This window comes from Streptomyces sp. GL_141, from assembly GCF_057834385.1.
Genome location: NZ_CM174402.1, coordinates 8,267,520 through 8,293,339 on the forward strand (window position 1 = coordinate 8,267,520; position 25,820 = coordinate 8,293,339).

Annotated in this window: 32 protein-coding genes and 5 pseudogenes; 19 read left to right on the plus strand and 18 right to left on the minus strand. The window is 72.7% G+C overall.

Going from position 1 to position 25,820, the window contains the following annotated elements:
- The first annotated feature begins 31 nt into the window (after window positions 1-31).
- The 3 genes and pseudogenes from AC3IX6_RS36730 (at window position 32) to AC3IX6_RS36740 (ending at window position 1,455) form a co-directional block, all read left to right on the plus strand.
- On the plus strand, window positions 32-337 hold the full coding sequence (locus AC3IX6_RS36730) for a flavin reductase (protein WP_489367626.1): 306 nt from the start codon (window positions 32-34) through the stop codon (window positions 335-337).
- Window positions 274-741: pseudogene (locus tag AC3IX6_RS36735) on the plus strand (AI-2E family transporter); the annotation flags it as partial. The gene AC3IX6_RS36730 and the pseudogene AC3IX6_RS36735, both read left to right, overlap by 64 nt.
- Window positions 742-918: 177 nt before the next feature.
- Entirely contained in the window at window positions 919-1,455 is a 537-nt protein-coding gene (locus tag AC3IX6_RS36740) for a DUF5133 domain-containing protein (RefSeq protein ID WP_489367627.1), read from the plus strand.
- Between the two features lie 14 nt (window positions 1,456-1,469).
- Here AC3IX6_RS36740 and AC3IX6_RS36745 read toward each other — a convergent pair whose 3' ends face one another.
- Window positions 1,470-1,745, minus strand: a complete 276-nt coding sequence (locus tag AC3IX6_RS36745; protein WP_489367628.1) for an isoamylase early set domain-containing protein — start codon at window positions 1,743-1,745, stop codon at window positions 1,470-1,472.
- A 174-nt stretch (window positions 1,746-1,919) separates the two neighbouring features.
- Between AC3IX6_RS36745 and AC3IX6_RS36750 the strand changes: the two genes are divergently transcribed.
- The gene (locus AC3IX6_RS36750) at window positions 1,920-2,342 is read left to right on the plus strand and encodes a hypothetical protein (RefSeq protein ID WP_489367629.1); all 423 of its coding nucleotides are present in this window, start codon (window positions 1,920-1,922) and stop codon (window positions 2,340-2,342) included.
- 20 nt (window positions 2,343-2,362) lie between these two features.
- Here AC3IX6_RS36750 and AC3IX6_RS36755 read toward each other — a convergent pair whose 3' ends face one another.
- A complete protein-coding gene (locus AC3IX6_RS36755) occupies window positions 2,363-2,629 on the minus strand; it encodes a DUF4235 domain-containing protein (RefSeq protein ID WP_489367630.1) in 267 nt (88 codons plus the stop codon).
- 165 nt (window positions 2,630-2,794) lie between these two features.
- Here AC3IX6_RS36755 and AC3IX6_RS36760 point away from each other — a divergent pair, with 165 nt between their 5' ends.
- From AC3IX6_RS36760 to AC3IX6_RS36785, 6 genes and pseudogenes are all read left to right on the plus strand, one after another.
- Window positions 2,795-2,950: a CsbD family protein gene (locus AC3IX6_RS36760; RefSeq protein ID WP_489371670.1), complete on the plus strand. Its 156-nt coding sequence runs from the start codon at window positions 2,795-2,797 to the stop codon at window positions 2,948-2,950.
- Between the two features lie 362 nt (window positions 2,951-3,312).
- Entirely contained in the window at window positions 3,313-4,734 is a 1,422-nt protein-coding gene (locus tag AC3IX6_RS36765) for a D-alanyl-D-alanine carboxypeptidase family protein (RefSeq protein WP_489367632.1), read from the plus strand.
- Between the two features lie 363 nt (window positions 4,735-5,097).
- Entirely contained in the window at window positions 5,098-5,502 is a 405-nt protein-coding gene (locus AC3IX6_RS36770) for an ATP-binding protein (protein ID WP_489367633.1), read from the plus strand.
- A gap of 110 nt (window positions 5,503-5,612) precedes the next feature.
- The gene (locus tag AC3IX6_RS36775; protein WP_489367635.1) at window positions 5,613-5,801 is read left to right on the plus strand and encodes a hypothetical protein; all 189 of its coding nucleotides are present in this window, start codon (window positions 5,613-5,615) and stop codon (window positions 5,799-5,801) included.
- Window positions 5,802-6,203: 402 nt separating this feature from the next.
- A pseudogene (locus AC3IX6_RS36780) lies at window positions 6,204-6,371 on the plus strand (Ku protein); the annotation flags it as partial.
- A 58-nt stretch (window positions 6,372-6,429) separates the two neighbouring features.
- Window positions 6,430-6,885, plus strand: a complete 456-nt coding sequence (locus AC3IX6_RS36785; RefSeq protein ID WP_489367636.1) for a hypothetical protein — start codon at window positions 6,430-6,432, stop codon at window positions 6,883-6,885.
- A gap of 12 nt (window positions 6,886-6,897) precedes the next feature.
- Here AC3IX6_RS36785 and AC3IX6_RS36790 read toward each other — a convergent pair whose 3' ends face one another.
- On the minus strand, window positions 6,898-7,440 hold the full coding sequence (locus AC3IX6_RS36790; RefSeq protein WP_489367638.1) for a cation diffusion facilitator family transporter: 543 nt from the start codon (window positions 7,438-7,440) through the stop codon (window positions 6,898-6,900).
- Window positions 7,441-7,525: 85 nt separating this feature from the next.
- Window positions 7,526-7,747: pseudogene (locus AC3IX6_RS36795) on the minus strand (cation efflux transmembrane domain-containing protein); the annotation flags it as partial.
- 93 nt (window positions 7,748-7,840) lie between these two features.
- On the opposite strand from AC3IX6_RS36795, the gene AC3IX6_RS36800 reads away from it, so the two are divergent.
- Both AC3IX6_RS36800 and AC3IX6_RS36805 read left to right on the plus strand, forming a co-directional pair.
- Window positions 7,841-8,329 carry a DUF6328 family protein gene (locus AC3IX6_RS36800; RefSeq protein WP_489367639.1) on the plus strand — a complete coding sequence of 163 codons (489 nt, stop codon included), beginning with the start codon at window positions 7,841-7,843 and terminating at the stop codon, window positions 8,327-8,329.
- Window positions 8,330-8,471: 142 nt separating this feature from the next.
- A complete protein-coding gene (locus tag AC3IX6_RS36805) occupies window positions 8,472-9,557 on the plus strand; it encodes an IS630 family transposase (protein WP_489364848.1) in 1,086 nt (361 codons plus the stop codon).
- Here the strand turns inward: AC3IX6_RS36805 and AC3IX6_RS36810 are convergent.
- From AC3IX6_RS36810 to AC3IX6_RS36835, 6 genes and pseudogenes are all read right to left on the minus strand, one after another.
- Window positions 9,554-10,245 (minus strand): annotated as a pseudogene (locus tag AC3IX6_RS36810) (integrase core domain-containing protein). The gene AC3IX6_RS36805 and the pseudogene AC3IX6_RS36810 sit on opposite strands and share 4 nt — an antisense overlap.
- Window positions 10,246-10,351: 106 nt before the next feature.
- The gene (locus AC3IX6_RS36815) at window positions 10,352-10,867 is read right to left on the minus strand and encodes a DUF5133 domain-containing protein (protein ID WP_489367640.1); all 516 of its coding nucleotides are present in this window, start codon (window positions 10,865-10,867) and stop codon (window positions 10,352-10,354) included.
- Between the two features lie 223 nt (window positions 10,868-11,090).
- Window positions 11,091-11,444, minus strand: coding sequence for a DJ-1/PfpI family protein (locus tag AC3IX6_RS36820; RefSeq protein WP_489367642.1), 354 nt, complete (start codon window positions 11,442-11,444; stop codon window positions 11,091-11,093).
- A 328-nt stretch (window positions 11,445-11,772) separates the two neighbouring features.
- The gene (hypE, locus tag AC3IX6_RS36825; protein WP_489367644.1) at window positions 11,773-12,837 is read right to left on the minus strand and encodes a hydrogenase expression/formation protein HypE; all 1,065 of its coding nucleotides are present in this window, start codon (window positions 12,835-12,837) and stop codon (window positions 11,773-11,775) included.
- Window positions 12,830-13,464: pseudogene (hypD, locus tag AC3IX6_RS36830) on the minus strand (hydrogenase formation protein HypD); the annotation flags it as partial. The pseudogene hypD and the gene hypE, both read right to left, overlap by 8 nt.
- Window positions 13,377-13,574 carry a hypothetical protein gene (locus AC3IX6_RS36835; protein ID WP_489371729.1) on the minus strand — a complete coding sequence of 66 codons (198 nt, stop codon included), beginning with the start codon at window positions 13,572-13,574 and terminating at the stop codon, window positions 13,377-13,379. The gene AC3IX6_RS36835 and the pseudogene hypD, both read right to left, overlap by 88 nt.
- A 429-nt stretch (window positions 13,575-14,003) precedes the next feature.
- On the opposite strand from AC3IX6_RS36835, the gene AC3IX6_RS36840 reads away from it, so the two are divergent.
- The 3 genes from AC3IX6_RS36840 to AC3IX6_RS36850 all read left to right on the plus strand — a co-directional run bounded on the left by AC3IX6_RS36840 (window position 14,004) and on the right by AC3IX6_RS36850 (window position 17,744).
- Complete coding sequence (locus AC3IX6_RS36840; RefSeq protein WP_489367645.1) at window positions 14,004-14,231, plus strand: hypothetical protein; 228 nt, start codon at window positions 14,004-14,006, stop codon at window positions 14,229-14,231.
- Between the two features lie 51 nt (window positions 14,232-14,282).
- Window positions 14,283-16,733, plus strand: a complete 2,451-nt coding sequence (locus tag AC3IX6_RS36845) for a SpoIIE family protein phosphatase (protein ID WP_489367646.1) — start codon at window positions 14,283-14,285, stop codon at window positions 16,731-16,733.
- 108 nt (window positions 16,734-16,841) lie between these two features.
- Window positions 16,842-17,744, plus strand: coding sequence for a SigB/SigF/SigG family RNA polymerase sigma factor (locus tag AC3IX6_RS36850; RefSeq protein WP_489367648.1), 903 nt, complete (start codon window positions 16,842-16,844; stop codon window positions 17,742-17,744).
- A gap of 3 nt (window positions 17,745-17,747) precedes the next feature.
- Here the strand turns inward: AC3IX6_RS36850 and AC3IX6_RS36855 are convergent, their stop codons facing one another.
- The 4 genes from AC3IX6_RS36855 to AC3IX6_RS36870 form a co-directional block, all read right to left on the minus strand.
- Window positions 17,748-18,110 (minus strand): STAS domain-containing protein, encoded by a 363-nt coding sequence (locus AC3IX6_RS36855; protein WP_489367649.1) that lies wholly within the window; start codon window positions 18,108-18,110, stop codon window positions 17,748-17,750.
- A 2-nt stretch (window positions 18,111-18,112) separates the two neighbouring features.
- The gene (locus tag AC3IX6_RS36860) at window positions 18,113-18,292 is read right to left on the minus strand and encodes a CsbD family protein (protein ID WP_250739977.1); all 180 of its coding nucleotides are present in this window, start codon (window positions 18,290-18,292) and stop codon (window positions 18,113-18,115) included.
- Between the two features lie 97 nt (window positions 18,293-18,389).
- Window positions 18,390-18,626 carry a DUF6213 family protein gene (locus AC3IX6_RS36865; RefSeq protein WP_489367650.1) on the minus strand — a complete coding sequence of 79 codons (237 nt, stop codon included), beginning with the start codon at window positions 18,624-18,626 and terminating at the stop codon, window positions 18,390-18,392.
- A 49-nt stretch (window positions 18,627-18,675) separates the two neighbouring features.
- The gene (locus tag AC3IX6_RS36870) at window positions 18,676-18,831 is read right to left on the minus strand and encodes a DUF6131 family protein (protein WP_489367651.1); all 156 of its coding nucleotides are present in this window, start codon (window positions 18,829-18,831) and stop codon (window positions 18,676-18,678) included.
- A gap of 179 nt (window positions 18,832-19,010) precedes the next feature.
- Here AC3IX6_RS36870 and AC3IX6_RS36875 point away from each other — a divergent pair, with 179 nt between their 5' ends.
- Together AC3IX6_RS36875 and AC3IX6_RS36880 are read left to right on the plus strand one after the other, a co-directional pair.
- Complete coding sequence (locus AC3IX6_RS36875; protein WP_489367652.1) at window positions 19,011-20,090, plus strand: MFS transporter; 1,080 nt, start codon at window positions 19,011-19,013, stop codon at window positions 20,088-20,090.
- A 9-nt stretch (window positions 20,091-20,099) separates the two neighbouring features.
- Complete coding sequence (locus tag AC3IX6_RS36880; RefSeq protein ID WP_489367653.1) at window positions 20,100-20,492, plus strand: hypothetical protein; 393 nt, start codon at window positions 20,100-20,102, stop codon at window positions 20,490-20,492.
- 71 nt (window positions 20,493-20,563) lie between these two features.
- Here the strand turns inward: AC3IX6_RS36880 and AC3IX6_RS36885 are convergent, their stop codons facing one another.
- The gene (locus AC3IX6_RS36885) at window positions 20,564-20,980 is read right to left on the minus strand and encodes a GNAT family N-acetyltransferase (protein ID WP_489367654.1); all 417 of its coding nucleotides are present in this window, start codon (window positions 20,978-20,980) and stop codon (window positions 20,564-20,566) included.
- Window positions 20,967-21,722 (minus strand): lyase family protein, encoded by a 756-nt coding sequence (locus AC3IX6_RS36890; protein WP_489367655.1) that lies wholly within the window; start codon window positions 21,720-21,722, stop codon window positions 20,967-20,969. Before AC3IX6_RS36890 ends, AC3IX6_RS36885 begins: the two co-directional genes overlap by 14 nt.
- 29 nt (window positions 21,723-21,751) lie before the next feature.
- Here AC3IX6_RS36890 and AC3IX6_RS36895 point away from each other — a divergent pair, with 29 nt between their 5' ends.
- Together AC3IX6_RS36895 and AC3IX6_RS36900 are read left to right on the plus strand one after the other, a co-directional pair.
- Window positions 21,752-22,405, plus strand: coding sequence for a 5'/3'-nucleotidase SurE (locus tag AC3IX6_RS36895; RefSeq protein ID WP_489371671.1), 654 nt, complete (start codon window positions 21,752-21,754; stop codon window positions 22,403-22,405).
- Window positions 22,406-22,504: 99 nt separating this feature from the next.
- Window positions 22,505-23,221, plus strand: coding sequence for a 6-phosphogluconolactonase (locus AC3IX6_RS36900; RefSeq protein WP_489367656.1), 717 nt, complete (start codon window positions 22,505-22,507; stop codon window positions 23,219-23,221).
- Between the two features lie 51 nt (window positions 23,222-23,272).
- On the opposite strand, the gene AC3IX6_RS36905 is transcribed toward AC3IX6_RS36900, so the two are convergent.
- Together AC3IX6_RS36905 and AC3IX6_RS36910 are read right to left on the minus strand one after the other, a co-directional pair.
- Entirely contained in the window at window positions 23,273-24,604 is a 1,332-nt protein-coding gene (locus AC3IX6_RS36905; RefSeq protein ID WP_489367657.1) for a putative Ig domain-containing protein, read from the minus strand.
- Between the two features lie 157 nt (window positions 24,605-24,761).
- Complete coding sequence (locus tag AC3IX6_RS36910) at window positions 24,762-25,655, minus strand: LysR family transcriptional regulator (RefSeq protein ID WP_489367659.1); 894 nt, start codon at window positions 25,653-25,655, stop codon at window positions 24,762-24,764.
- Window positions 25,656-25,820: the final 165 nt, after the last annotated feature.

Consider the following 25,820-nt stretch of genomic DNA (forward strand, 5'->3'; position numbering starts at 1 on the left):
GGACGCGTTCGCCGACGTGCTGGACGGGCCCGTGTACCTGTTCACGGCCGCCGCGGCCGGTGCCGGGGGCGGTGCCGGGGCCCCGGACGAGCGGGCGGGCTGTCTCGTCGGCTTCGCCTCGCAGTGCTCGATCAGGCCGCCGCGCTTCATGGCGTGGCTGTCCACGCTCAACCACACCTTCCGCATCGCGTGCCGGGCCTCGCACCTCGCCGTGCACGTGCTCGGCCGGGACCAGCTCTCGCTGGCGGAGCTCTTCGGGGGTGAGACGGGCCGGTCTTCATCGGCGTGGGCATCTACTTCCTGGGCGTACCGCTCGCCGTTCCGATCGGCGTGGTGATCTTCCCGTCCTCCTTCGTGCCCCTCGTGGGCGCCGTCGTCTCCGGAGCACTCGCGGTCGTGGTCGCCCTCGTCACGGAAGGCGTCTTCACCGCCCTGATGGCGCTGATGGTCGTCCTCGTGGTGCAGCAGATCGAAGGACACGTGCTCCAGCCGTTCATCCTGGGCCGGGCCGTGCGCGTCCACCCGCTCGCCGTCGTCCTGGCCGTGGCCACGGGCGGCACCATCGCGGGAATCGGCGGATCCGTCGTGGCGGTCCCGCTCGTCGCCGTGACCAATACGGTGGTCACCCACCTCCGGGCCCACCCCGCCCGTGCCGTCACGAGCGCGGTGCCCCCGGCGCCCCCGTCCGGCGCCGCGCCGGACGACGAGCAGGCGGGACCCGAAGAAGCCCCGGACCGCTGATTCAGGAGGGGCGAGAGGGCAACACCAGGGGTCAACCGCGGACGCCTCACGAGGCCGGATCGGGCGGTTGTGGGCGCCGTGCGTGCGTGTACGCGTGCCGGTGCGGTGCCGCGCCTGCTACACAGCAGGGCCCCTCGGACAAGGAGCGGCCTTAGCGGAGGAGCGGGGAGCGGACGGATGGATCACCCGGCACAGCGGCTCAGGACGCCCGCGGCGCCGGCCGCGCCGCCGCGACCGCAGGAGGTACGGGCCACGGCCGCCCGCGCCGCGGGGGTGCTGATGGCCCTCGTCCCCTGCACCGTGGCCAAGGCCCGCCGTCTCCTGACCGAGGTGGCCGCGGGCGCGGGCACGGACCTACGGGCGGCCGCCGAAGCCGTCCTCGCCGCCCGGGCCGGCGAACCCGTCGCGCCCGCCGTCGAGAGCGTGCTGCGCCATGTGCTCGCCCGGTCCCATGTCCCGCCCGGCCCTCCCGCCGGGTCCTGGTCGCCGCCGGATCCGGACACGCTGCGCCGGCACGTGAATCACCTGCGCGCCGCCCGCCGCCGCGTGCTGGCGGACCCCGGCGACGCGGGCGTGCGCAGCGAGCTGGAGGAAGCCGCGTACACGCTCTGCGTCGTGATGGGCCGGAGCAGCGCCCACGGCGCACTGCTCGGCGCCGAGGAGCTGATCGCCGTCAGCAGGCTGAAACCGGGGACGCCGGAGCGGAGCGGGTGATCGCCGCGCCGCGGTCAGGTGAGCAGGCGGCTGTTGCCTTCCGCGTGCCCGTCGGCGGCCGGCTCGTCGAACCAGTAGTCGCCGGCCGCGAGGTAGCGGAAGCTGTGGGAGGCCTTTGCCGGGAGGGCCACGGTCACGGCGCGCATTCCGTCGGTCCGGGGTTCGAGGACGTGCGCGCCGGGATGCCAGTCGTTGAACGTACCGACGACGCTCACCGGCCCGGGCGGGAGGTCCCCGGGAAGGACGAAGGTGACGTCGGTGGTGTGCTTGCGGCGTTTGCGCTCCAGCACGGACTGCTCCTCTTCTCAGGGCGAGCGGTGCCCGCCGACCGGGGTCAGCATGACGACCGCCGCGCGTTCCGGCTGACGACTCGCCGTACGGGCACCCGCATCACCCGTCCGGAGCGGATCCGCTCGCGTGAATCCCCACCGGCCGGCCCCTCGGCCCCGTAGGCGTGCGGTCGAATGAACCTCCCCCGCCTGGGCAGACGCCGGGCCGACGGGCAGGACGGAACAGGGCAGGAGGTGGTCGCCATGACCTCCGTCGGCAGACAGCACAGTCACGGGCTCGGCGGCCTGCGAGCGGCCGACCGGCACGCGCGCAAGGTCGCCCGCCGATGGCGGCACGACGGATCCGAAGCACGGTGGGCGCGCAGCGACCTGCGACTGCGGCGCATCCTGTCGATCGCGTTCGCGCCGCTGTTCACGGCCGGTGGCACCCTCTTCGTCCTGCTGGCCCTGCGCGCCGGCGAGCAGGGAACTCCGTCCCGGGCGCTGTGCATGGTCCTGGCCGCGGCCTGCTTCCTGATGACCGGTGTGGCCCTCCTCGACCTGTACGTGATCAAACGCCGACGCCGCGAGCAGCGGCGTTGGCACCACGACTCCTGAACCGCGCCGGCGCCGCCGCCTCAAGCGGGCCAGGTGCCGGTCAGCCGTTTGGCGGCCACTGCGCCGCCGCGGTCGATCGTGGCCTTGACCGCGGCGAAGACGGCGCCCTGGAGGGCCGCGGCGATGAGGATCTCCCGCCACGAACGGTCCTCGTCGGTCGCGCTCGGTGCGTCGTCCTCGTGGCCGAGCCGCTTCCAGATCTGCTTGAAGGCCACACCGGCCAGCAGACCCCCTGTCGCACCGAGCGCCAGACCCACGGGTTTGTAGGCGATCTTCGAGGTCTCCACCGCTGCCTCCACTCCGTAGCCGTTCCTCCCGGCGCCTGCCCCGAGCCGCTCGCGGCTAACGCGCCGAGCCGCGCGGGCAGGTTTACCGGACGGCTGTGCGGACAGACGCGGCACGTCAGATGATCGCCAACGATCGGAGTGAGAGCCGTGTCGGGTGAGCAGAAGATGAAGGCCAAGAAGGAACAGGCGAAGGGCAAGGCCAAGGAAGCGATGGGCCGCGCCGTCGGCAACGAGAGCCTCACCGCCGAGGGGCGTGCGGAGCAGATGAAGGGCGATGCCCGCCAGGCCAAGGAGAAGGCCAAGGACGCCGTCAAGGACTAGGCCGTCTCTTTCGGATCTTGCCGGGCGGCGCGGGCCAGGCAAGATCCGAAAGAGACGGCCTAGCGGCGCCCTCAAGGGCGAGCCGGGCAGAGCGACTTCACCGGCCCCGAAACCCGATCGGCCACGGCCTCCGTCCCCGGAAACGGGCGACGGAGGCCGTGGCCGTATCGATGCGTACGGCGACCCCTCAGCAGCCGTCCCGGGGACCTCGTCCGCGGCTGCTGCGGGACTGGTACACGGTGGAGCGCCTGCGGAGGCACGGCAGCCGGGATTCCGATGCGCGGGGCGGCCATGCTCCGGTGTGTGCCCCTCGGCAGCCGAGGGGCACGTGCCCCCACCGCGAAGCCCGTCCCGGGAGTGTCATGTCCGTCCACGCGTTCCTCCGACGGTCCGCCGAGCTGCCCGGGCGCGGCCGCCTCGCCGCCTGCCGGGCCGGTGACGCGGCCTTCGCCGCCGCCCGTCGCGCGGTGTCGACGGCGGCGCTGCCCTGGCCCCACGAGGGCCAGGCGAGCGTGCGGGTGGAGGGGGTCGGCAGCCTCGGTACGGTCGGCGAGCAGATCCCGGTGCCGATCGCGAGCCTCACCAAGGTGATGACCGCCTACGTGGTCCTGCGCGAGCACCCGCTCGGCCCGGGGGACTCCGGTCCCGTGGTCCGTGTCGACCGGCCCGCCGCCCGCGAGTCCGGCTCCGCCGTCGAATCGGTCGTGCCCGTGGAGGAAGGGCAGGAGTTCTCCCTGCGGGAGCTGCTCGCCTACCTGCTGATTCCCTCGGGCAACAACATCGCCCGGCTCCTCGCCCGCTGGACCGCCGGCTCCGAGGCGGCCTTCGTGCGCCGGATGAACGAAGCGGCCGCGGACCTGGGCATGGCCCGTACGACCTTCACCGGCTCCTGCGGCATGGACACCGGGAACATCAGCACGGCCGTCGACCTGCTCCTCCTCGCCCGTACGGTCATGCGGGACGAGGTGTTCCGGACCATCGTGGCCACCCCCTCGGTCCGTCTCCCGGGCGACCGGGGCGAGGCGCGCACCACCAACCGGCTCCTCGGCCGGTACGGCGTCGTCGGACTCAAGACGGGCACCAGCACCCCGGCCGGGGGCAACGTCCTGTGGGCCGCCTACGCGGACTTCGGCGGCACCCGCAGGCTCGTACTCGGCGCCGTCCTCGCCCAGCGGAGCGGCTGCTCACCGGTGCGCGCCCGGGCCGCGGTCTGGGCCCACACCAGGCGGCTCGTCAAAGCCGTCCGGCACACCCCGCTCCACGCACCGGACCCACGGGCAACGCCCCTGCCCACGGCGCCGGCCGTGGCCCCGTCCCCGGTGCCGCCGAGTCGTGTCGCGCGGCAGGGTGCCGGGCCGGGAGGGGGCCGGTCGTCCTGTCTGGTCGCGGCCGAGCGGGGTAGCCGGTCGACAGGGGCCGGCGCGGCAGAGGAGGCAGCCATGAGCGAGCACGGACACGAGGCCGCGGGGAGCGGCTCCGCAGGCAGTGACCCCGCACGGACTGACCCCGCAGGGAGCGACACCGGGGGGCACGACGCCAAGCGGCAGCGTCCGGGCATCGGGCGCGAGGAGCAGGTACGTCCCCACGACCCCCGGGGCAGCCGGTCCCAGGGAGGCTCTCGTCCCGGGCTGCTGCCCGACGAGGGAGCCATGGTCGACGAGCACGGGCGCCCGTCTGGAGTTCCGTCGCGGACGGGGACCGGGTCCGGCTCGCCGCCGTCCGACCCGGAACGCGTCGAGCGGGCCGTCGCGGAGGAGGCCGGGCCGGGCGCGTCCGGCCGGTGAAGCTTGCGTTCCACGGGTGTGGCCGACCATCGAATCGGGTCGGAGCGTGTTCCCGCACCCGTGGTGGACAGCGGGAAGGGCCGCTCCCGGCGAGGTGAGGGAGGTGAGGGGGAGGCCTCCACCACCTGCTCGACTTCGTGCGTACGGCGCGGGAGCGGGGCTTTCAGGTGAACGCGTGGCAGTGGCAGCGCCAGCCCACGAGCCTGCTCGTGCTGATCGACCGCCTCCGGGCCGGCGCACGGGGTGAACCCGTGTGGAGTGGGTACGCGCACCGATGTGGACGCCACCGATTCCCGGGCCCTCGTCACCGTCGATTCCGGCGGTCGGGTCCGGGGACAGAGAACGGAGGCCGCGGGAGCGGAGATGACTCTGCATCTGAGCCGGCACAGCGATCTCGACGGTACGGCCGCGCCCGCCATGGCCCGCGACCTGACCCGGGACTTCTTCGACGACGCCTCGCGCGGCGGCCGCTCCGTGGCCCCCGAGGTCATGGACACGACGCTGTTGCTCGTCAGCGAACTCGTCACCAACGCGATCCTCCACACGGTGGACGGCTGCGTACTGGACCTCGCACTGGAGCCCGACGAGATCGCCATCGACGTCACCGACCACAGCCCGGCCGAGCCGCGACTGAGGGAGCCCGATCTGGAGGGCGGCGGTGGATGGGGCTGGGCCCTGGTCCATCGGCTCGGCAGCGGTGTACGGATCCGGCACCGGCCGGGCGGCAAGACCATCCACACCGGAGTCCGGCTGTTCCCACCGCAATGACCATGGGCGCCGGAAGGCCCGTGCGTGCGTACCACCGCTCCGGGTAGGCGCGGGACGTGAGCGAGGGGTCGTACGTACGACCGCACGACCGCGGGCCTAAGGAGAGAACCGTGAAGGGGACGCATCAGGGCCGGGGGAAGACGGCCCGTTCCGAGGAGACGGCGCGGAACTGCTGGGAGGACTTCGAAGCGGTACACGGCCAGATGGACCGGCTGTTCCGCCAGCGGTCCCACCGCACGCGGCGGACGGAGGGAACGGGCACCGAGCGCGGTGACGACGGAGGGCGGCGACGCGTATGAACACGCGGGCGGACAGCCCACGGCGGGGACGCTCGTGGCCGTCGGCCTGGCGGGAGCTGCGCCGGCGGCCGTCGCGGGCTGGGTGGACTGGGCGGAGCTGCGGACCGGCGATTCGAGCGGGACATGACTCCGCGGAGGCCGCGGAGCTGAAGTGGCTGGGCGCCGAGATCGTGGAGGCCGACACGGACGAGGAGGAGGGCCTCGCCCCCGCCTTCGAGTACGCCTACGGAGCCTTCCCCGCCACCCGGCTCGCCGCGAACCGCGACCGGCTGCGGAGCGCCTGGGCCTGAGCGCGCGGGCGCACGGGAGCGGGCGCACGAGAGAAGAACGGCGGTGGTGGTCATGGTGCGACCGGTGTGGGCGGGCGTGCTGAGCTTCGGGCTGGTCAGCCTTCCCGTAGGCATGTACACGGCGACCGACAGCCACACGATCCACTTCCATCAGCTGCAGCGGGGCACTTCGGACCGGGTCCGCAACAAGCGCATCAACGAGCGGACCGGGGAAGAGGTGCCCTTCGAGGAGATAGTCAAGGGCTTCGACGACGGTGACGCCTACGTGCTCGTGGAGCCGGAGGAACTGGACGAGATCGCGCCGGGCCGCTCCAGGTCGCTCGACATCGAGGGGTTTCGTGGACCTGGCCGCACAGAAGGAACTGCGCATGGCCGAGCAGCTGGTCGAGGCGCTCAGCATGGAGTGGAAACCCGAGGAGTTCCACGACACGTTCCGGGAGAAGGTCGCCGCCCTGATCAAGGCGAAGCGGGCGGGCGGGAGCGTGGAGAAGGCGGAGCCCGCGGCCGAATCGACCAACGTGGTCGACCTCGCGGAGGCGCTGCGCGCCAGCGTCGAGCGGGCCGGCGGCTCCCGGGGGAAGCCGGGGAAGCGCGCCCGGCACGGGAAGCCCTCGAAACACGCGGGGAAGCGCGTCGACGGTACGCCCGAGGCGAAGGATCCGGCGGCCATGACCAAGGCGGAGCTCTACGAGGAGGCCGCGGCGGCGGGGATCCCCGGGCGCTCGACCATGACCCGCGACGAACTCCGCGAGGCGCTCACCGCCTCCGGCCGCGGTTCGCGCAAGGCGGCCTGACGGGCGGCCGACTCAGCCCCGTGCGCTCCTCGTCCGGCCGGGCTCCTCGGGCGTGCCCGCCGGTGGCGCCGCCCGGCGGGCCGCCGCCGCGTCGGTGACGTCGAGGAACACCTGGTCCAGGTCCTTCCACCGGGCACGCGCCGCGCTCCGGATCCGGACCATCGCGTCCTCCACGGTCTCGCTGTCGTACCCCGGCGTCAGGTCGATGCGTGCGGCCAGCAACACCGCGTCGGGCCCCCGCCGCATGGTCAGCAGCGCCGGAATGCTGTCGATCTCCGGCTGCGCGGCCAGGAACTCCCGTACCTCCCGCTGCAGACCGGGGTCGGCGGCCTCGCCGACCAGCTGCTCGCGGGCCGTCCGGCCGAGGGTGTGGGCGACGTAGACGAGCAGGAGCCCGATGAGGAGGGAGGCGCAGGCCTCGTCCGCGATCTTCCCGGTCGCCATGTGCAGGGCGATGCCGGCGAGCGCCACGAGGACGCCGAGGCAGGCGGTGCTGTCCTCGGCCAGTACGGTACGCAGCGCCGGATCGCGGCCCGCCCGGATCGTGGAGGCCATGCTCCGGCCTCCGGCCCGGGCGGCCCGCGGGGCGCCGGCTGCGGGTCAGGGAGGTCAGCAGGAAGACCTCGTTGAGGCTGTCCGCGATCGAGTGCGCGGCTTCGGACAGCAGGGCGGGAGAGCCCGTGACCACTCCACCGACGGCCTTGGCCCCGCAGATGACGAGATTGGCGGCCAAGGCCACCCACACCGTCCTGCGGGTCTCGGTGTCCTGCCCCGCCGCTGCCATGCGCAGGCCCTCCGCCGTGTCGGCTCCACCCCGGCGCCTGCTCGGTGGCGAGGGGCCCAAACCTCCGCCGCCGGGCATCCCGCGGCCGGCGCGCCGCGGAACATGATGCGGGGGCCCCGGGGTAGACGAGGGACGACCAGGCCCGGGGACACCCTTCGGAGAGGCGGCCCGATGCCGAACGACGCGGAGCAAGCGGGACGGGACGAGTCCGCGGAGGAACGCGCGGACCGGCAGTGGCAGGAACTGGTCCAGGAGATCCGGGTCGCCCAGACGGGTGTCCAGATCCTGTTCGGATTTCTGCTCACGGTGGCCTTCGCCCCCGTGTTCGCCGGGCTCGCACAGACCGAGAAGACGATCTACGTCGTGACGGTGGTCCTGGGATCCCTGGCGACCGGCGCCCTCATCGGCCCGGTGGCCTTCCACCGCATAGTCTCGGGGCGCAGGATCAAGCCCGAGGCCGTCGCCTGGGCCGCGCGCCTGACCTTCACCGGCCTTCTGCTGCTCCTGGCCACGTGCACCTCGGCCCTGCTCCTCGTCCTCCGGGTCGCCACCGACAACACCCTCGCGACGTGGCTCGTCGGCGGAGTGTTCGCCTGGTACGTGCTGTGCTGGTTCGTGCTGCCCCTGTGGGCTCGCGTCCGCTACACCGCCAAGGGCTGACCCGAGCGGGCCCCCCGGGGCGTGTCACGGCCGCGCCCTAGTGATCCGGTTTTGAGGTCTGGGCTCGCCTCGTGAGTCGTGTTCTGTTTCAGATCTTGGGGTTCGCCTGACGTGACTGGCTTGCGGCCGGTGTCCTGGACGGATGGGTGATACCAGGCTGCCGCCGGTCGTGCTGTCGGATGCCGAGCGGCTGACGTTGGAGGACTGGGCCAGGCGGCGTTCGACCGCGCAGGGCCTGGCCCAGCGTGCTCAGATCGTGCTGGCGTGCGCGCGAGGGTGGAACAACACCGTCGTGGCCGCGCGGCTGGGCATCGAGCGCAAGACAGCGGCGAGATGGCGGTCCCGGTTCCTGCGGGACCGGCTGGACGGGCTCGCGGACGAGCCCCGGCCGGGAGTGCCGCGGACCATCACCGACGCCCAAGTGGAAGAAGTGGTGGTCCGCACTCTGGAGGAGACCCCCGCAGGCGGGACGCACTGGTCGAAGCGGGAGCTTGCCAAGGTCGTGGGGATCTCCCCGGCGAGCGTGCTGAGGATCTGGCACGCCTTCGGCCTGCAGCCGTGGCGGACCGAGACCTTCAAGATCTCCCCGGACCCGTTCCTGATCGACAAGATCCGTGACGTCGTCGGTCTCTACCTCGCCCCGCCGGCCAACGCGGCGGTGTTCGCGGTGGACGAGAAACCGCAGATCCAGGCCCTGGAACGGACCGCGCCGGTGCTGCCGATGCTGCCAGGGGTGCCTGAGCGGAGGAGTTTCGACTACGTCCGGCACGGGACCGTCGATCTGTTCGCCGCGTTGAACACGGCGACGGGCAAGGTGATCACGAAGCTGTCCGCGCAGCATCGGGCCGTGGACTTCCGGGACTTCCTCGACGAGATCGACTGCCAGACCGATCCCGGTCTGGCGGTCCACGTGATCTGCGACAACCTCTCCGCTCACAAGGCGCCAGTGGTACGCAAGTGGCTGCTGGCGCATCCGCGCTTCCACCTGCACTTCACGCCTACGTACTCGTCGTGGATCAACCAGGTCGAGCGGTGGTTCGCCGAGCTGGAACGACGCTGCCTCGCGCGCGGAGTGTTCTGTTCCCTCGACGACCTCAAGGCCGGACTTGAGAGGTGGATCAAGGTCTGGAACGACGAGGCCCGACCCTTCAAGTGGACCAAAACCGCCGACCAGATCCTCGACCGCATCTGCCGCTACTGCGACAGGATCTCCAAACCGGATCACTAGGTGTATTGACCCGCAGGGTTGTTGACGCGGCTGATGGGTGGGTGTCCCCCAGTGCGGTGTGGCAGCGGTGGTGGTTGTAGGTGTGGAGGAAGTCTGCCAGGGCGGCTGTCCGCTCGTCGTTTGATGTGTAGGGCCGCTGGTAGGCCCATTCCTCGAGCAGGGTGCGGTTGAAGCGTTCGACCTTGCCGTTGGTCTGCGGCCGGTAGGCGCGGGTGGGTTTGCCGGTCGCGCCGAGGCCGGCCAGGACGGATTTCCAGGCCAGGCCCTTGCGGTAGGCCCAGGCGTTGTCCGTGAGGACGCGTTCGTAGCGGCGGATCACGGTCCCGGTGGGGCGGTCGATCCAGGCGAGGCGGTGCAGGTTGTGGCGGGTCAGGATGCGGTGGACGGTCGAGGCGGGCAGTCCCAGGACGGGCCCGATGCGGGCGGGGCCCAGTTTGAGGGCCCGACGCAGGTCACACACTCTCGCCTCGACGTCGGCCGGGGTCCGGTGCGGCGTCATGCGAGGCCGGCTGGACCGGTCGTGCAGCCCGGCCTCGCCTTCCGTCCGCCACCGGCGCATCCACTTGTGGGCCGTCGCCCGCGATATGCCCATCTCGGCGGCCGCGTGGGCGACCGGGCGGCCAGAAGCGACCCGTTCGACCAGCAGGCGCCTACCGAAGACGGTCAGTCGGGCAATACGGTGGGACACGAAGACCCCCGTCGTGCAATGGGTTCCTAGACAGCTCCCACCACACCGGAGGTCTTCGCCATGTTCAAGACCTACCCAGTGTCAACAACGCTCGTGATCAATACACCTAGAGCGTGGCGGCGAGCTGTTCCTCCGCCGCGTTGATGGCTTCGAGGGCGGTGGGCCTGCCCATCAGGACGCACAGGGTGTACGCGGTGTCGTCCATGGCCCGCAGGGCCGCGGGGTCGTGGGGCGCGGCCGCGAGGCGGGCCTGGCAGCCGCGCAGCCGGGTCAGGACCTCCTCGGTCCGGGCGGGATTGGGCGCGAGCCCGGCGGCGCGGGGTCCGCCCGCCGGTCCGCGGGTCCGGGCGGCTTCGACGGCGCGGCGCAGGGCGCGTTCGAGCCGGGCGGGCAGGGCGGTGCCGCACGCGGTGGCGGTCATCGCGGCAGCCAGGTCCTCTACGGCGACCTCGGCCAGGTCCGCGGCCGTCGCGAGGATGCGCAGCGCGTCGCGGGCCGAGCAGGGGGTCGTGGCCATGAGCATGCCGACGGCCCAGTTGCCCGCCGGCGCCGGGTGCCCGTGCGTCCGGGCGGCGACGGGGGCCTGTCGGGTCGGTGGAGTGGGATCTCCGGGTGTCGGCACGGGGTTCCTCCGGTCCGGGTCGGTGGGTCGGTGCGGTGGTCCGCGTACGGACGGTATGCCCGCCGTCTGAGCACGGACCGCACGGCGCGCTGGTTCAGGGCTCGAACACCCGCCATGACCCGTGCGGCCGACCGCCTCGGACCGTTCGGCGCCCCCGGCGTGTGCCGCGGGCGCTCCCCGGAGTGTCCCGGGGAGCGCCCGCGTCAGGTCCGCCCGTGCCCGTTCACGTCCCGAATTGCTCGACGATCGCCGCGCAGAAGGCATCGAGGTCGTCCGGTTTGCGGCTGGTGACGAGCGTCGAGGGCGCCGCCTCGCAGACGCGCAGGGGTTCGTCCAGCCGCAAGGCGTCCGGGTTGGCGAGCCCGCGGGGCGGCACGAAGGCGTCCGAGGTGTCGCCCGCGAGGATGTGGTCGACGGGGAAGCTGCCGGCCTTGTCGAGATGGTGGTACGCACGGACCCGGCCCGGCCCGGTCGACACCAGCTGGGGGTTCCAGCCGGCCTGTTCGACGGCCTTCCAGGGCTCCGTGAGCTCGATCTCCTCCACGCCCTCGGGTGCGGTCGGAAAGGCGATGCGCACCGGATTCGCCTCCTTCGGTTCCTTCAGTCGGGGGGTTCCGGCACCTCGGGCCGTTCGGCGGGCGAGGGCTGCCCGGGAGCCGGCTCGGGGCCCGACGGACCGGGGCCGGGACGCGCGGGTACCGGATCGCGGGGCAGTGCGTCGGGCCCCTGCGGCGTGGGCCCGGGGCCTTCCGGCTCAGGCCCGGGGTCGGGGTCGTCGGGGTGCGGTTCGGTGGTCCGCCGGTCCATGCGCCTCACCTCCGGGTCGGCTCCGTGCATCTCCACGGGCTCCGTCCGTACGGGGACCGGGTGCACGGGGGGCGCCTGCCCCGTCCCGGGCGCCTCAATCAGCAGATCCGCGGCAGCTGCTCCCCGATCGGCAGGTCCACCACGCGGGTGCCGTCCAGCCGGGTCCGGGCCACGACCATCCCCGGGTGGGCCTCCACGGCCTCGCCGATCACGGTCGCCCCGCGCCCCAGGGGATGCGCCCGCATCGCGTCGAGCACGGCCTCGGCGTGCTCGCGCGGCACGAAGGCCACGAGCTTGCCCTCGTTGGCCACGTAGAACGGGTCCAGGCCCAGGATCGAGCAGGCGTTCGCCACGGCCGGGGGCACGGGCACCCGGGCCTCGTGGATGAGGACGCCGGTGCCGGAGGCCGTGGCGATCTCGTTGAGAGCGGCGGCCAGCCCGCCCCGGGTGGGGTGGCGCAGGACGTGCAGGTCCGGGGTGACCGCGAGCATGGTCCGGACGAGGCCGGCCAGCGGAGCGCAGTCGCTCTCCACGTCCACCCCGAACTCCAGGCCTTCGCGCACGCTCATGATGGCCACGCCGTGCAGCCCGATCTCACCGCTGACGATGACCACGTTGCCCGCTACGACCCGCTGCGCACGCAAGTCCACCCCCGCGGGGATGACGCCGATGCCCGCGGTGTTGATGTAGACGCCGTCCCCGTGCCCGCTCTCCACGACCTTGGTGTCCCCGGTGACCACCTCCACGCCCGCGGCGCGGGCCGCCTCGCCGATCGCGCGGGCCACCCGGGAGACCACGGACAGCTCCACGCCCTCCTCCAGGATGAACCCGCAGGAGAGGTACGCCGGTTCGGCCCCCGACATGGCCAGGTCGTTGACCGTGCCGTTGACCGCGAGGTCGCCGATGCAGCCGCCCGGGAAGAACAGCGGGCGCACGACGTAGGAGTCCGTGGAGAAGGCCGGCCGGACGCCGCCGAGGGTGAGCGCGGCCGAGTCCCCGAGCTGGGCGAGGGCGGCGCCGCCGAACTCCGGGAGGAAGAGGTGCTCGACGAGTTCGGCGGACAGCGCGCCCCCTCCGCCGTGGCCCATCACCACCCGGGGATGGTCGCGCAGCGGGGCCGGGCAGGCCCAGCCGGTGATGTCCAGGGGGGCGGTCTCAGCCAACGGGGCTCGCCTCCAGCGATGTCGTCGGGGAGGCCGGCGCGGCCTGGAGGTCGAGCCGGCGGTAGAGGTAGTACGCCGCGCAGGCACCCTCGCTGGAGACCATCGTGGCGCCGAGAGGCGAGCGCGGTGTGCACAGGGTGCCGAAGTCCTCGCACTCGTGCGGTTGATGAGCCCCTGGAGCACCTCGCCGCTGCGACACTCGGCGGGCTCCCGCGTGGTGATCCCGGTGACCGAGAAGCGGTGCTCGGCGTCGAACTCCCGGTAGCGCTCGGACAGTCGCCAGCCGCTGTCCGGGATGACGCCGATGCCGCGCCAGGCCCGGTCCGTGACCTCGAAGACGTCTTCCAGCATGGCGAGGGCGGCGGGGTTGCCCTCCGGGCGGACGGCGCGCACGTACGCGTTCTCCACCGTGTGCTCGCCCCGTTCGAGCTGGAGCACGGCGGGGCGCACGCCTTCGAGGATGTCCAGCGGCTCGAAGCCCGGCACCACGATCGGCACCCGGTACCGCGCCGCGAGCTCGGGGTACTCCGTCATCCCCATCACGCTGCACACGTGTCCGGCGGCGAGGAAGCCCTGCACCCGGCAGCTCGGGGATTGCACGATGGCCTCGATGGCCGGGGGAACCCGTCGCCGGCCGCGAGCGCCAGCACGGCTCCGCCGGCGGCCGCGTTGCCGCCCAGCGCGGAGACCACGAGTCGGTCGGTGGTGGTCAGGACGGCCTCGACCAGGTCGTCCATGGCGTTGATGTTGGCCCAGGACTCCCGTACCCCCGTCGTCGGCCCGTCGGCCCGTCGGCCCGTCGGCCCGTCGGCCCGTCGGCCCGTCGGCCCGTCGGCTCAGACGGCTCAGACGGCCCGGCGGCCCTCGCCGCCAAGGCGGTCGTGGACGCCGGCTGCCGCATGCTCGCCGCCACCGCGTTCCTCGGCCCGGCCCCCGCGTCGGCCTCCGGCGACGGAGTGCGACCCCCGTCGCAGCCATGAGGCCGAGGCCGCACCCCGCACCGGGCGCCTACCCAGCGGGGCGCCGCCGATGCGGAAACGGTCGTAGAGCCCGGGCCGCGGGACCGCGGGCTGACGCCACCGGTTTGCGCGGCTCCGGGCGGGGCGGCCGCCCGTGCGGGGCCGCCGCCGAGCCGCGCGGGCCCCCGTCGAGTGAGGAGGACGGCCATGGACGAGCAGGGTGGCGCCGGAGGAGTGCCGTTGGAGGGCGGGGGGAAACAGGACCGGCGCCGCAAGGCGCACACGGACCGCCGCGACGGCGGGACCACGCCCGCGGCCGACACGGACGAGGCCAGCCGCCTGGACCGTCCGCAGCAGCCCGAGAAGGCGGGCGGGAAGCCGGGCCGGAAGCCGGGCGGGAAGGGGACCCGGTGGGTCGGACCGCGCGATGCGTGACGCCGCGGCCGCACCTGAGCGGGCGGCAGACGGGCGTGGGATGCTCAAGGGGTGAAGGGCGATGCCGCACCCGTGGGTGAGGGCGCCGCACCCGAGGTGGTGGCGCTCGCCAGGGTGGTGGCCAGACTCCGGTCGGAAGTCGTCGACCTGGAAGGCGTCGCCGCGACCACGGCCGTGGTCGAGCGGGCCAAGGGCGTACTCATGGCCCAGGCGGGGGTCTCCGCGGACGAGGCGTACGCGCTGCTCCTCGAACGGGCCGGCCGGCGCGGCCGCACCCTCCTGGAAGAGTGCTGGATCACGCTGGGACAGCTCCGGGTCCGCAAGCCGGCGGGGACCGCACGGATCTCGCTGCCCACGGCCCCGGCCCTCGGCCCGAAGAACGAGCCGGGCACCTCGGCGTTCAGCCGTCGCCGCTACCTCTCCGGGCATCACGAGGGTGACGGCGAGCTGAACCGCCTGCTGGCGCGGATCGCCGACGGCCTGGCCGCCGTGCACGGCGGCGACGACATCGCGGAGCTGCTGGTGACCGTGCTCGGCGCGGCCACCGACGTGGACGCGGTGATGATCTACACCGTGGCCGCCGCCGGGAGCCTGGATCTGACCGGAAGCGCCGGAATCCACGAGGCGCTGGCCGAGCAGTGGCGCCACATCCCCCCGCTGAGCGGTGTCGCGGCCCTCGAAGCGATCGCCGGCCGCAGCGCCCTCTGGCTGGAGGACCCCGATCAGGACGCCCGCCGCTACCTGCTGATCGGAGACCCGCCGGGACGATGGCCGACGCGCGCCTGGGTCCCCGTACCGGGCGACGGTCAGCCGAGGGCGGCCATCGGTTTCCTGCGCACCCGGCCGGGCCCCTTCGCCGCCGACACGCGGGCCCTGCTGCGCCAGGCCACCCGGCTGTGCGCGGGGCCCCTGGGGGCGCCGGAACGCCTGCGGGACACCGAGGCCGTGGCAGCGGTCGGCGGCGACTACGCGGCGGCCGTCCAGCTGATCCTGGACACCATGGCCGGACCGGCGACCCTGCTCACCCCCCTGCGTTCGGAGACCGGTGAGGTGGAGGACTACCGCATCGACGCGGCGGCGCCCGATTCGGTGGACGTGGCCGGCAGGCGCGGCAAGGAGCTCGTGGGCCGCCGGATCCTGGAGACGTACCCCACCGTCGCGGGCACCGCCCTCTGGGAGGGGTACCTCGAGACGCTCACCACCGGAACCAGGTACGAGGGGGAACCCTTCACCTACGAGGAAGTCGTCGCCGGTGTGCCCCGGCAGTCGGTCTACTCGGTTCGGGCGTCCAGGCTCGGAGACCACCTGGTCGTGTCCTGGATCTGCCACGACACCAGCCAGCGCGAGGTCCGCCGACTGGCCGACATGCAGCGCCTCGGCAACCTCGGCTGGGCGGGCTGGAACCTGGCCACCGACACCGTCACCTGGTCCGATCAGGTCTACGCGATCTTCGACCGCGATCCGGGACTGGGGCCGATGACGCTGGAGGAATTGCCGAGCCACCTCGTCCCCGACGACCTTCCCCAACTGGGTGCCGCCGTCGAGCGGCTGCTGAGCGAGGGGCAGGCCATCGACCAGCCTTTCCGGATCATCACCGGGCGCGGAGTCCGGTACCTGCGGATCGTCGCCGAGGCCCAGACGGACGCCGACGGAACACCCGTCGAGGTGCACGGCTTCTTTCAGGACCTGACCGCACAGCACGACATCGAACACGCCTTGCACGAGAGCGAGCGGGCCGTCCTCCTCCAGCGGGGCATGCTCCAGGCCGAACGCGCGCTCGCCGCACGCCTCCAGGACACGCTGCTGCCGATCCCCGAACAGTCCCTGGAACTGGCCGGCCTGTGCATCGACGTGGCCTACGTCCCCGCCGACAGTGGGGTCAACGTCGGCGGCGACTGGTACAGCGCCATCGAACTCCCCGACGAGAGCGCCCTGTTCGTCGTCGGAGACGTGGCCGGCCACGGGCTGGCCGCCGTCGGGACCATGGCCCAGCTCCGGTTCACCACGAAGGGCATGGCGGTGACCGGCTCGCCCCTGCCCGACGTCCTGCGCCGGCTCAACACCCTGCTGATGCACACGGGTTCGGACCCGTCGGGCAGCGCCACCGCCACCATGGTCATGGCCCGCTACCGGCCCCGGGACCGGCGGCTGATCTGGGTCCGGGCCGGCCACTTGCCGCCCCTGCTGATCCGCGGCGACCGGGCGGAGTTCCTGGAGCAGCCCCAGGGCGCCCTTCTCGGCGCGACCTTCGAGGCCTCCTACGAGCAGGCCGCGGTCGACCTGCTGCCCGGCGACCACCTGCTCTTCTACACCGACGGGCTCGTGGAGGAACCGGGCGAGGACATCCAGACCTGCCTCGACCGCCTTGCGGAGACGGCGGCGGGTCTCCTCCGGGAGGGCATGGGGGAATCCCTCGCCCGCACGCTCGCCGCGCTGTGCACGGCCCACCGCGACGACATCTGCGTCCTGCACGTCCACGTCCCGGACGAGGGGGTTCCGTAAAAAAGGGGTCAGCCTTCGCCCGTGCGGGTATATCCCCACGGGAAGACCACGACGGTTCCCGCCGCCCCCAAGGGCGGCCGGTGCCCACCCATCCGTCGGAGGAAGCTCATGGCACCCGTTTCCAGCGACACCGAGGATTCGCTCCGCATCGACCTCCGCACCGAGGCCCCCGATGTCCCGGAGGATCCGCTCACCGTCAGCACCGGCGAGGCGCGGACCCTGTCCGTCGCGCTCTTTCGACGGCTGAAGGAGCTGAGCGAAGGGACGCCGGAATACTCGTACGTGCGCAATACGCTCGTCGAGCTCAACCTCAGCCTGGTGAAATACGCGGCACGCCGCTTCCGCAACCGCTCCGAGCCGATGGAGGACATCGTCCAGGTCGGCACGGTGGGCCTGATCAAGGCCATCAACCGGTACGACGTCGAGCGGGGGGTCGAATTCACCACGTTCGCCATTCCCACCATCACCGGTGAGATGAAGCGGTTCTTCCGCGACACCAGCTGGTCCGTGAAGGTCCCGCGGCGCCTCCAGGAACTGCGCCTCGACATCGCCAAGACCCACGACGTGCTCGAACAGCGACTGGGGCGGCACCCGACCGACCTGGAGCTGGCACGGCACCTCGGCATCACCACGGAGGCGCTGGACGAGGGCCGGCGGGCCGCCAACGGCTACGTGGCGGGCTCCCTCGACGCCCCTGTGGGGCCCGAGACGGACGCCGGCCCCCGCGGCTGGCCGCTCGGGGAGGAAGAGGCGGCGTACGACCGCATCGAGTGTCTGGAGACGCTGAAGCCGCTCATCGCCACGCTCAGTGACCGCGACCGGCTCATCCTCTCGCTGCGCTTCGGCCAAGAGCTGAACCAGTCCGAGATCGGCGATCGGCTCGGCCTGTCCCAGATGCACGTGTCACGCCTGCTGAGCCGCATCATGGCCCGGCTGCGGACCGGGATGCTGGAGGACGCGGACGAGGGTGAGGGCGAGTCCGCCCCGGAGGGCGCAGGCGCGGCCGGGTAGGCGTCAGGGGCCGTCGGGCCCGGGCGGCGGGGCGGTGTCGACGGGGAAGAGGGGGAGGGAGCCGGTGATCTCCAGCAGCCGCAGCATCTGGGCGCCCGGCGCGGCGAGGCGCAGCGTGTGCCCGGACTCCACTGCCTGCATGCGGGCCCGGAGCAGCAGGTTCAGTCCGGCGGAATCGCAGAAGGTGAGACCGCTGAGGTCGACGACGATGTCCGTGGGGCCGCCCGTGCGGGTCACCGCTTCGAGCAGCAGGGCGCGCACCTCGTCGACCCGGCTGATGTCCATCTCGCCCGACAGTCGGACCACGGCCGCCTCCCCATGGGGAGGCGGCCCGGTGGGATCGTGCGCGCCCTGCTCGTGCGGCATCCTCAGCGCTGTCCCTTGGCCTTCTTCATCTTGTCCGCGGCATCGGAGGCCATTTCCTCGGCCTTGCCGGCCATCCGCTCGGTGCTCCCCTCAGCCTGCATGCGCTTGTCGTCCATCGTGCTGCCCAGGCTCTCCTTGAGCTTTCCCTTGGCCTGCTTCGCCTTTGCCTTTGCCTTGCCCATGACGGGGTTCTTCCTTCCTGAGGGGGGTACTGCTGCCACCATGCGTCAGGGGGCGGCAGCCTGCAATGTGTGGCGAATCGCCGGATATGTGGCTGCTCTATGGGCGCGGAGAGGCCGAAGTGAACCCGATGCATTCGACGTCGATCTGATCGGCGAGTTCGGTCAGTACGTTCGCCAGGTCCCGGACGGTCCGCTCGTCGCCGCGCATCTCGCCGGTGCGCTCCGATTCCAGCCAGTCGGCCGCGAGTCGACGCAGCAGGCCGGTGACGTGATCGGCGGGGATCAGTAGTGCGCCGTCGTCCGCGGGTATCAGCGGTATGGACATCTGGATCATGGAACCGTCTCCCGGAAAGCGCGCCCGTGCGCGTCCGTCCGCCTCCGCGCTACCAATAGTGCCGCCGCCCTCCGACGGCGTGCCCGACGGATCCGAGCACCCACAGGACGACCCCTACGACGACGAGGATGATCCCCAGCGTCCACAGGATCGAAATGCCGAGGAGGTAGCCGACGATCAACAGGACAATGCCAAGCGCGATCATGATGTTCTCCCATCTCGCAGGCTGCTTCTGCCCCGATCCCGTCCCGGAATGCGGTGGGACGCGGCCCGGTCCGGCGCCGTCGACGCGAGAAAGTATCTTGACGTCAAGATTGATCTCGGGCAGGCTGCCGCTGGTATCTCGATGTCGAGATACTTTCGCGAGGGCGGGGAGGCCATGGGATGCGGCGGCGCGGTACGGGGATCCGAAAGGGCGCGCAGGGGTGGCGGAAGCGGTCGGGGCAGGGGTCGCGGCGGCCCGGGCTGGTGGCCCAGTTGCGGCGGCCGCCGGGGGGCCGGGACGCGCGGATCATGCTGTTCGCCCAGCTCCTCGACCGCGCCGGTACCGGCATGTGGGCCGCCTCCTCGGTCCTCTACTTCACCTTCGTCCTCGGCCTGGACGCCGGCCGCATCGGACTCCTGCTGGGCGCCGCGGCCGTGGCGGGCATCGCCGGATCGCCCCTGGCGGGGCACCTGGCCGGACGGTTCCCGGTACGGTCCCTGCTGATCGGCTGTCACCTGCTGCGCCTCGCAACCCTCGGCGCCCTGCTCGTGGTGACCCGATTCGACGTGCTCCTGCCCCTGGTGGCCGTCACCTACCTCGGCGACCGGGCGGCCAAGGCGATGGAGATGCTCTTCGCGACACGGGTGGCGGGCGAGCGGCGCGGCACCTATCAGGCGCTGTCGCGCAGCACGGCGAACGCAGGCTACGCGGTGGGCGCGGGGATCGCCGCCGCCGGTCTCGCGCTCGGGACCCCGGAGGCCTACCGGGCGCTGATCCTGGCCAACGCGCTGTCGTTCCTCGCGGCCGCCGCGCTCGTCTGGCGCACCCGGGAACCGCGGGCCGAGGGCCGGGTGGCCGCGGGCACGGGGCAAGCGGCGGCCGGGGAGGCGGCGAACGCCGGAGTGGCGGCAACCGGGGAGGCGGCAACCCGGGACGTGGCGACCGGAGATGCGGCGACCGGAGATGCGGCCACCGGAGATGCGGCGCCGGGGAACGCTGCGCCCGGCCGGACGCGGGCGCCGAGCCCGTGGCGGGACCGCGGCTACCTGCGCTTCGTCCTGCTCGACGTCCCGATGGGCCTCGACGACTCGGTCCTGGCCGTCGGCCTGCCGCTGTGGCTGGTGGTCCACACCGACGCGCCGCACGCCCTGGTCCCGGCCTTCCTCGTCATCAACACCGTGCTGGTCGTCGTCCTCCAGCTCCGCGTCTCGGCGAGGTTCGAACACCCCCGGCAGGCCGCGGCGGCGGTAACCGTGTAAGGGCTGACGATGCTCGTGTGCTGCGTCCTGCTGGCCCTCAGCGCCGGGACCGGGGCGGTGGCCGCGTCGGTGGTCCTGCTCGCGGCGGCGGTGCTGGTCACGGTGGCGGAACTGCTGCGGTCGGTGAGTTCCTGGGAACTGGCGGTCTCGCTCGCCCCCGAGCAGGCGCGGGCCTCGTACCTGGGAGTGGCGGGCATGGCCATGTCCGTCCAGAAGTCGGCCGGTCCGCTGCTCCTGACGGGCGCGGTCATGACGGCCGGGCCCGCGGGCTGGCTGGCCCTCGGTGCGGGGATCGCGGCCCTGTCGGTGCTCCAGCGGCGCTCCGCGGTCCGCCGCTTGGACTCCGTCCTCGCCCCGCCCGCTCCCGCGGCGCCCTCGCCGTCGGCCACGCACACGGGCTGAAACCGCGTACCCCGGCGCCGGGGGGCACCGGGGTACGGATGGCACAGGTTCGGGTACGGGTCCGGCGCGGCTCAGGCCTGGTTGGCCGGACCGTCCATCGTCCGGGCGGAGTTGTGCGCGGTGAACCCGACGTGCGGGTAATAGTTCACGGCCGCCGGGGCCGATAGCAGGATCAGCTTGGCCTGGGGCGCGGCCTCCCGGGTGGCACGGATGAGGTCGCGGCCGACGCCCTTGCCCTGGTGGGCGGAGTCGACGGCGAGGTCGCTGAGGTAGGTGGAGTACGCGCCGTCGGTGATCGAGCGGGAGATCCCGATGAGTCGGCCGTCCTCGTCGCGGGCGACGATGACGAGGTTGGAGCCGGCGAGCATCCGGGTGAAGCGCTGGGTGTCCTCCACGGGACGGCGTTCGGCGAGGGTGGACGCCCGGTACAGGGCCGCCGCTTCCTCCACGTCGAGGGCGCCGCCGATGACCTGTTCACACTTCCACATGCTGGTGCTGCTCCTTGCTCGGTTCTTCGCTGACGGATCGGCCGAGTCGTTCGCCGAGTTCTTCGAGTCGGGACTTCAGGTGGCTCCGGTTGGCGAGGAACCGCCGGGGGTCGAGGAGGCCGTCGGGGACGGTGACCCCGCGGGTCGCCAGGGTGTCGGCCAGCGGAGTCTCTGTACGCCAGGTTTCGTCGGCGGCCGCCTGGACCAGCCGGTACGCGTGCTCGCGGTCCGCGCCGTCGGCGACGAGGCCGAGGAACACTTCGGAGGAGTGGACGAGGCCGTGGGTCTCCTCGATGGTGCGGGCCATCCGCTCGGGGAAGACCTCCAGGCCCCGGATGACGGCCGCGGCCGAGACCAGCTGGTAGTGCGCGATCGTCAGGCTGTCCGGCAGGACGATCCGCTCCACCGAGGAGTGCGCCAGGTCCCGTTCGTGCCACAGGGCGACGTTCTCGTACGCGGCGCCCGCGTGGGCCCGCAGGACCCGCGCCAGTCCGCACAGCCGCTCGCTGGTCGTCGGATCGCGCTTGTGCGGCATGGCGCTGGAGCCCTGGTAGGCGCTGGTGCGGGGTTCGTCGACCTCGCGTACCTTCGTGCGCTGGAGCATCCGCATCTCCAGGGCGAACTGCTCCACGACGGCGCCGGTGAGGGCGAGCGCGGACAGCAGCTGGGCGTGCCGGTCGCGGGCGACGACCTGCGTGGGGATCGGTTCGACGTGGCTACGAGAACGACTGCGCGGGCGCACCCTCGGGAGCCCCGGTCTTCGGCGTCTGCCTGGCGGCCGGCCCCTGCGGCCCCGACTCGCCCAGCGCGACCCCCGCCGACACCGTCAAACTGGCCCTGCGCGGCGGACTCGCCGCCAAGGCGGGCTGGAGCGGCGCCCCCGACCTGGTGGTCACCGGCATCAACTCCGGGCTCAACGTGAGCTCTTCGGTCAACGACTCCGGCACCGTCGGAGCCGCGATCGCCGCCATCGACATCGGCGTCCCGGCCGTGGCCTTCAGCGCCTCCTCGAACGCGGACATGAGCGCGCACCCCGTGGAGAACTACCGGGCCACCGCGGCGTTCGGAGCCGAGTTCCTCGCCGGACTGAAGGAACACCGGCTGCTCACCGACGCGTTCGCCCTCAAGGTGGACTATCCCGACATCAGCGCCGGCGCGCAGGCCCGGCCGCCCGTCTGGACCCGGGTCGGCTCCGGCGCGTACGCCTACCACGGCTACGTGCGCAGCGGCGGCGGGGACAGCTTCGACATCGCCCTCGGCGACTGCGCGTCGGCGAACCCCGGCAGCCCGGAGTGCGTGGAAGGCCGTCCGGACGCCGACTCCACGGCCGCCCTCGGCGGCGCCGTCTCAATCACCGCCGTCACCTCCGACCGCACGTACGGCACCGCCGTCGACGGGAAGCGGGAGCTGAAGAAGACCGAGTAGTACGTGAAGAAATCCGCCCCCCGCTCCTGAGACCCACGCGGCAGGCGCAGGCGTCAGACCCACCTTGCAAACCCGCACGCCACGAGAACGGAACATCCCATGAAGATCGTCATCGCGCGGGGCTACGAGGACCTCAGCCGCACCGCGGCCGACATCGTCCTCGGCGAGATGCTGCACGACCGGCGGGTCAACCTGGCCCTCACCGCGGGTGCGAGCCCCGCGGGCACGTACGAGATCGTCACCGAGAGGCTGCGCGCGAACCCCGGGGCCTTCTCCGACGTGCACTTCTACAACTTCGACGAGGTGCCGCTCGGCGGCAGGGAGCACGGCCTGACCCTCTCCGCGCTGTACGAGCACCTCTACGGGCCCGGTGGGGTGCCGGAGGCCAACATCCACCCGCTCACGGTCGCCAACCACGCTTCCGTGGCCCGGGAACTGCACGGGAACGGAGGGCTGGACCTGATGCTCATCGGGCTCGGCGCGGACGGCCACTTCTGCGGGAACTTGCCGTACGCCACCCGCTTCGAGCAGGAGATCTACACCTACGAGCTCAAGGACTCCTGTCCCTGGTACGGGGACGCCCTGCGGCTGCTGCCCGCCCCCGCGGAGGTCCCCTCGCACGTCGTGACGATGGGGGCGGCCATGCTCGCCAAGGTGCGGCGCCTGGTGCTGATCGTGCGCGGCTCCGCCAAGGCGGACGCCCTCGCCGGCATGCTGGAGCGCGAGATCTCGACCGACTTCCCGGCCACGATCCTGCGCACGCACCCCAACCTCGTCGTCATCGCCGACCGGGAGGCGGCGTCGGGGCTGGGCTGACCCGGCGAGGGGCGGATCCCGGGCGGTCCGGGGTCCGCCCCCGCGGCTCGCTCAGAACCAGGTGAGGGTGAGGGGGAAGGTGGTGGTGGCGGTGGTTGGGGTGGTGTCGGTGGCGGTGGCGGTGATGTGGAGGGTTCCGGTGGCCCAGGGTTTGCCGGTGATGCGGCCGGTGGTGGCGTCGAGGGTCAGGCCCCAGGGGAGTCCGGTGGCGGAGTAGCGGACGGGGGGTTTCCCGCCGGTGGTGGTGAGCTGGATGGTGCAGTTCTGGTTGAACTTGCAGCTCTGCGGGCCGGGGTTGACCAGCTTCAGGTCACCGGGGGTGGAGGTCGAGGTGGGCGTCGGCGTGGGCGTCGGGGTCGGGGTGGGCGTCGGAGTCGGGGTCGGGGTCGGCGTGGGTGTCGGCGTCGGTGTGCCGCCGCAGCCCGGCGTGGCCTCCGGGGGCAGTGGGACGCGCCAGATCTGGGTGTCGTTCTCCGAGCCGACGAGCAGGCTGGTGCAGTCGAGGTACGTCACCGTCTCGCCCTGCGACTGGGCGGGCAGGGCCACGTCGGCGAGCTTGGTGCCCGCGGTGTCGTACACCGAGGCCGTGTTGGCCCCCAGCGGACCGCCGCTGCGCAGGGTGTAGGAGGCCCCGGACGGGGAGAACGCGCCGTCGGTGGCGAAGACCGGGCCCGGCCGGACGGCGGCCAGGGTGCCCAGCTGTCCGGGGACCGGTGGCAGCGGGGCCTGGTACAACTGGCCTGCCGCTCCTATGAGTTTGCTGGCGATGTGGATCCGGCCGGTGACGGGATCGGCGAGCAGGGATTCGGCGTCGTGCTTCCCGTCGGGGTAGGCGAAGCGGTGGGTCACGGGAGTCACCGAGGCGTTGGCGAGTTGGTCGGGCTCGGTGAAGGAGTGCACGGTGATCTCGGCGCGGTTGCCGAAGTTGTCACCGATGTCGCCGACCAGGATCGCGGGGCGGCCGGAGGAGTCCTTGCCGATGGCCAGCCCCTCCCAGTCGGTGTTGCCGACCCCGGAGACCGTGTACGTGGCCTTGAGCAGGCCGGTGGCGCCGCTGCAGTCGATGGCGAAGACCTGGTTGGTGTTGCCGCTGTCGTTGACGGCGTAGAAGACGCCGGGGTGCTTGCGGCTCATGGCGAGCCCGCTGATCTCGGCCATGCCTCCGGGGAGCGTGCACCGGCGCTCGGGAGCGGCGGCAGCGGCGGCAGCGGCGGCGCCGCCGGACAGGGGTGCGGAGAGGGGTGCGGACGCGGGCATCAGGGCGGCCGCGTCGGCGGGCCCGGCGGCGGGTCCGGTCAGCCAGGCAGCGGCCGGCAGGACCGCGGCGAGAGCGGCGGTGGCGAGGACGGCGGCTCGTGGGGGCGTGAGGAGTAGTCGGAACATGCCCACCATGTGAGGGGGAGTCAGGTGACGGCGCCAGGGTCAATCGCCGTCCGTTCGAGCATCGTTCAATGCCGGGCGTGCATGTCCGGTCGTCAGGAAAATCCTCCTGCCCACGCGGCCGGACGCGCGGCGGGCGGGCCCCGGTCGGCCCGCCCGGTCACCGGGAGGGCTCGCGTACGGGGGCCTTGTGCCGGGCGTGCGCGATGAAGGCGCGGGCCGCGCGGCTGAGCGGCCGGCGGGCGTGCGCGATGCCCACCGGGCGAAGGAGGGGTGGGGTGAAGGAACGTATCTCCGCCCGGCTTCCGAAGGCCCGGGCGACCACGTCGCGGTACCAGATGAGGGAGCCCCGGCCGTCGGTCACCCCGGTCACCCAGCCGAGGCGTTCGTCCACCTCCAGACAGGGCACCGGGCGCACGCCCAGACAGCTGAACATGGCCTCCATCTCGGTGCGCCGGCCGGTCCCGGGGGTGGGCAGCACCATCGGCAGCCCGTCGAGTGCGCGGAACGGTAACGGGTCGGGCAGCGCGGACCCGACGGGGGAGATGAGCACCACTTCGCGCTCCTGGATGAAGTGGGTGGAGAGGTCTTTGTCGAGGGGGAGGTCCACGAGGGCCAACTCGGCCCGGCCCTGAGTGAGTTCTTCGACCACCGCCTCGCGGCTGTCGTACTGGTGGAGCCTGACGTCGAGTCCGGGGTGCCGCTCCGTGAACGCGTGGATCAGCTCGGAGGCCAGGTCGAGGGCCAGGGTGGGGGTGGTGACCAGGGACAGGGCGGCCCTGGCGCCCAGTCCGTGGGGAGTGCCGATATCGTCGATGGCCTCCACCGCGCCGAGCACGGTGCGGGCCAGCCGGACGACCCGGGCCCCTTCCGGTGTGAGGTCCACCCCCCTTCCCCGGCGTGCGAGGAGATCGACCCCGAGGTCGCGCTCCAGGGCCTGGACGGCACGGGACAGGGCGGACTGGGCGACGAAGACGGAGGCCGCCGCGCCGGTGATGGAACGGCAGTCGGCGACGGCGACGAGGTAGCGGAGCTGGGCGAGGGTGGGCGTCATGACCGGAAGGTAACCGGGCAAGGGTGTACCTGTAAGACCGCGTCGGGTGAACAACCATCAGACTCCGCAAAGGTGTTCATGCCGGGCCGGTGACAACCCATACCCATGCGGCATGAGCCGGGGATGCCGCGGCGGGCGGGCCGGTGCACCGCAGGCGCCCGGCCC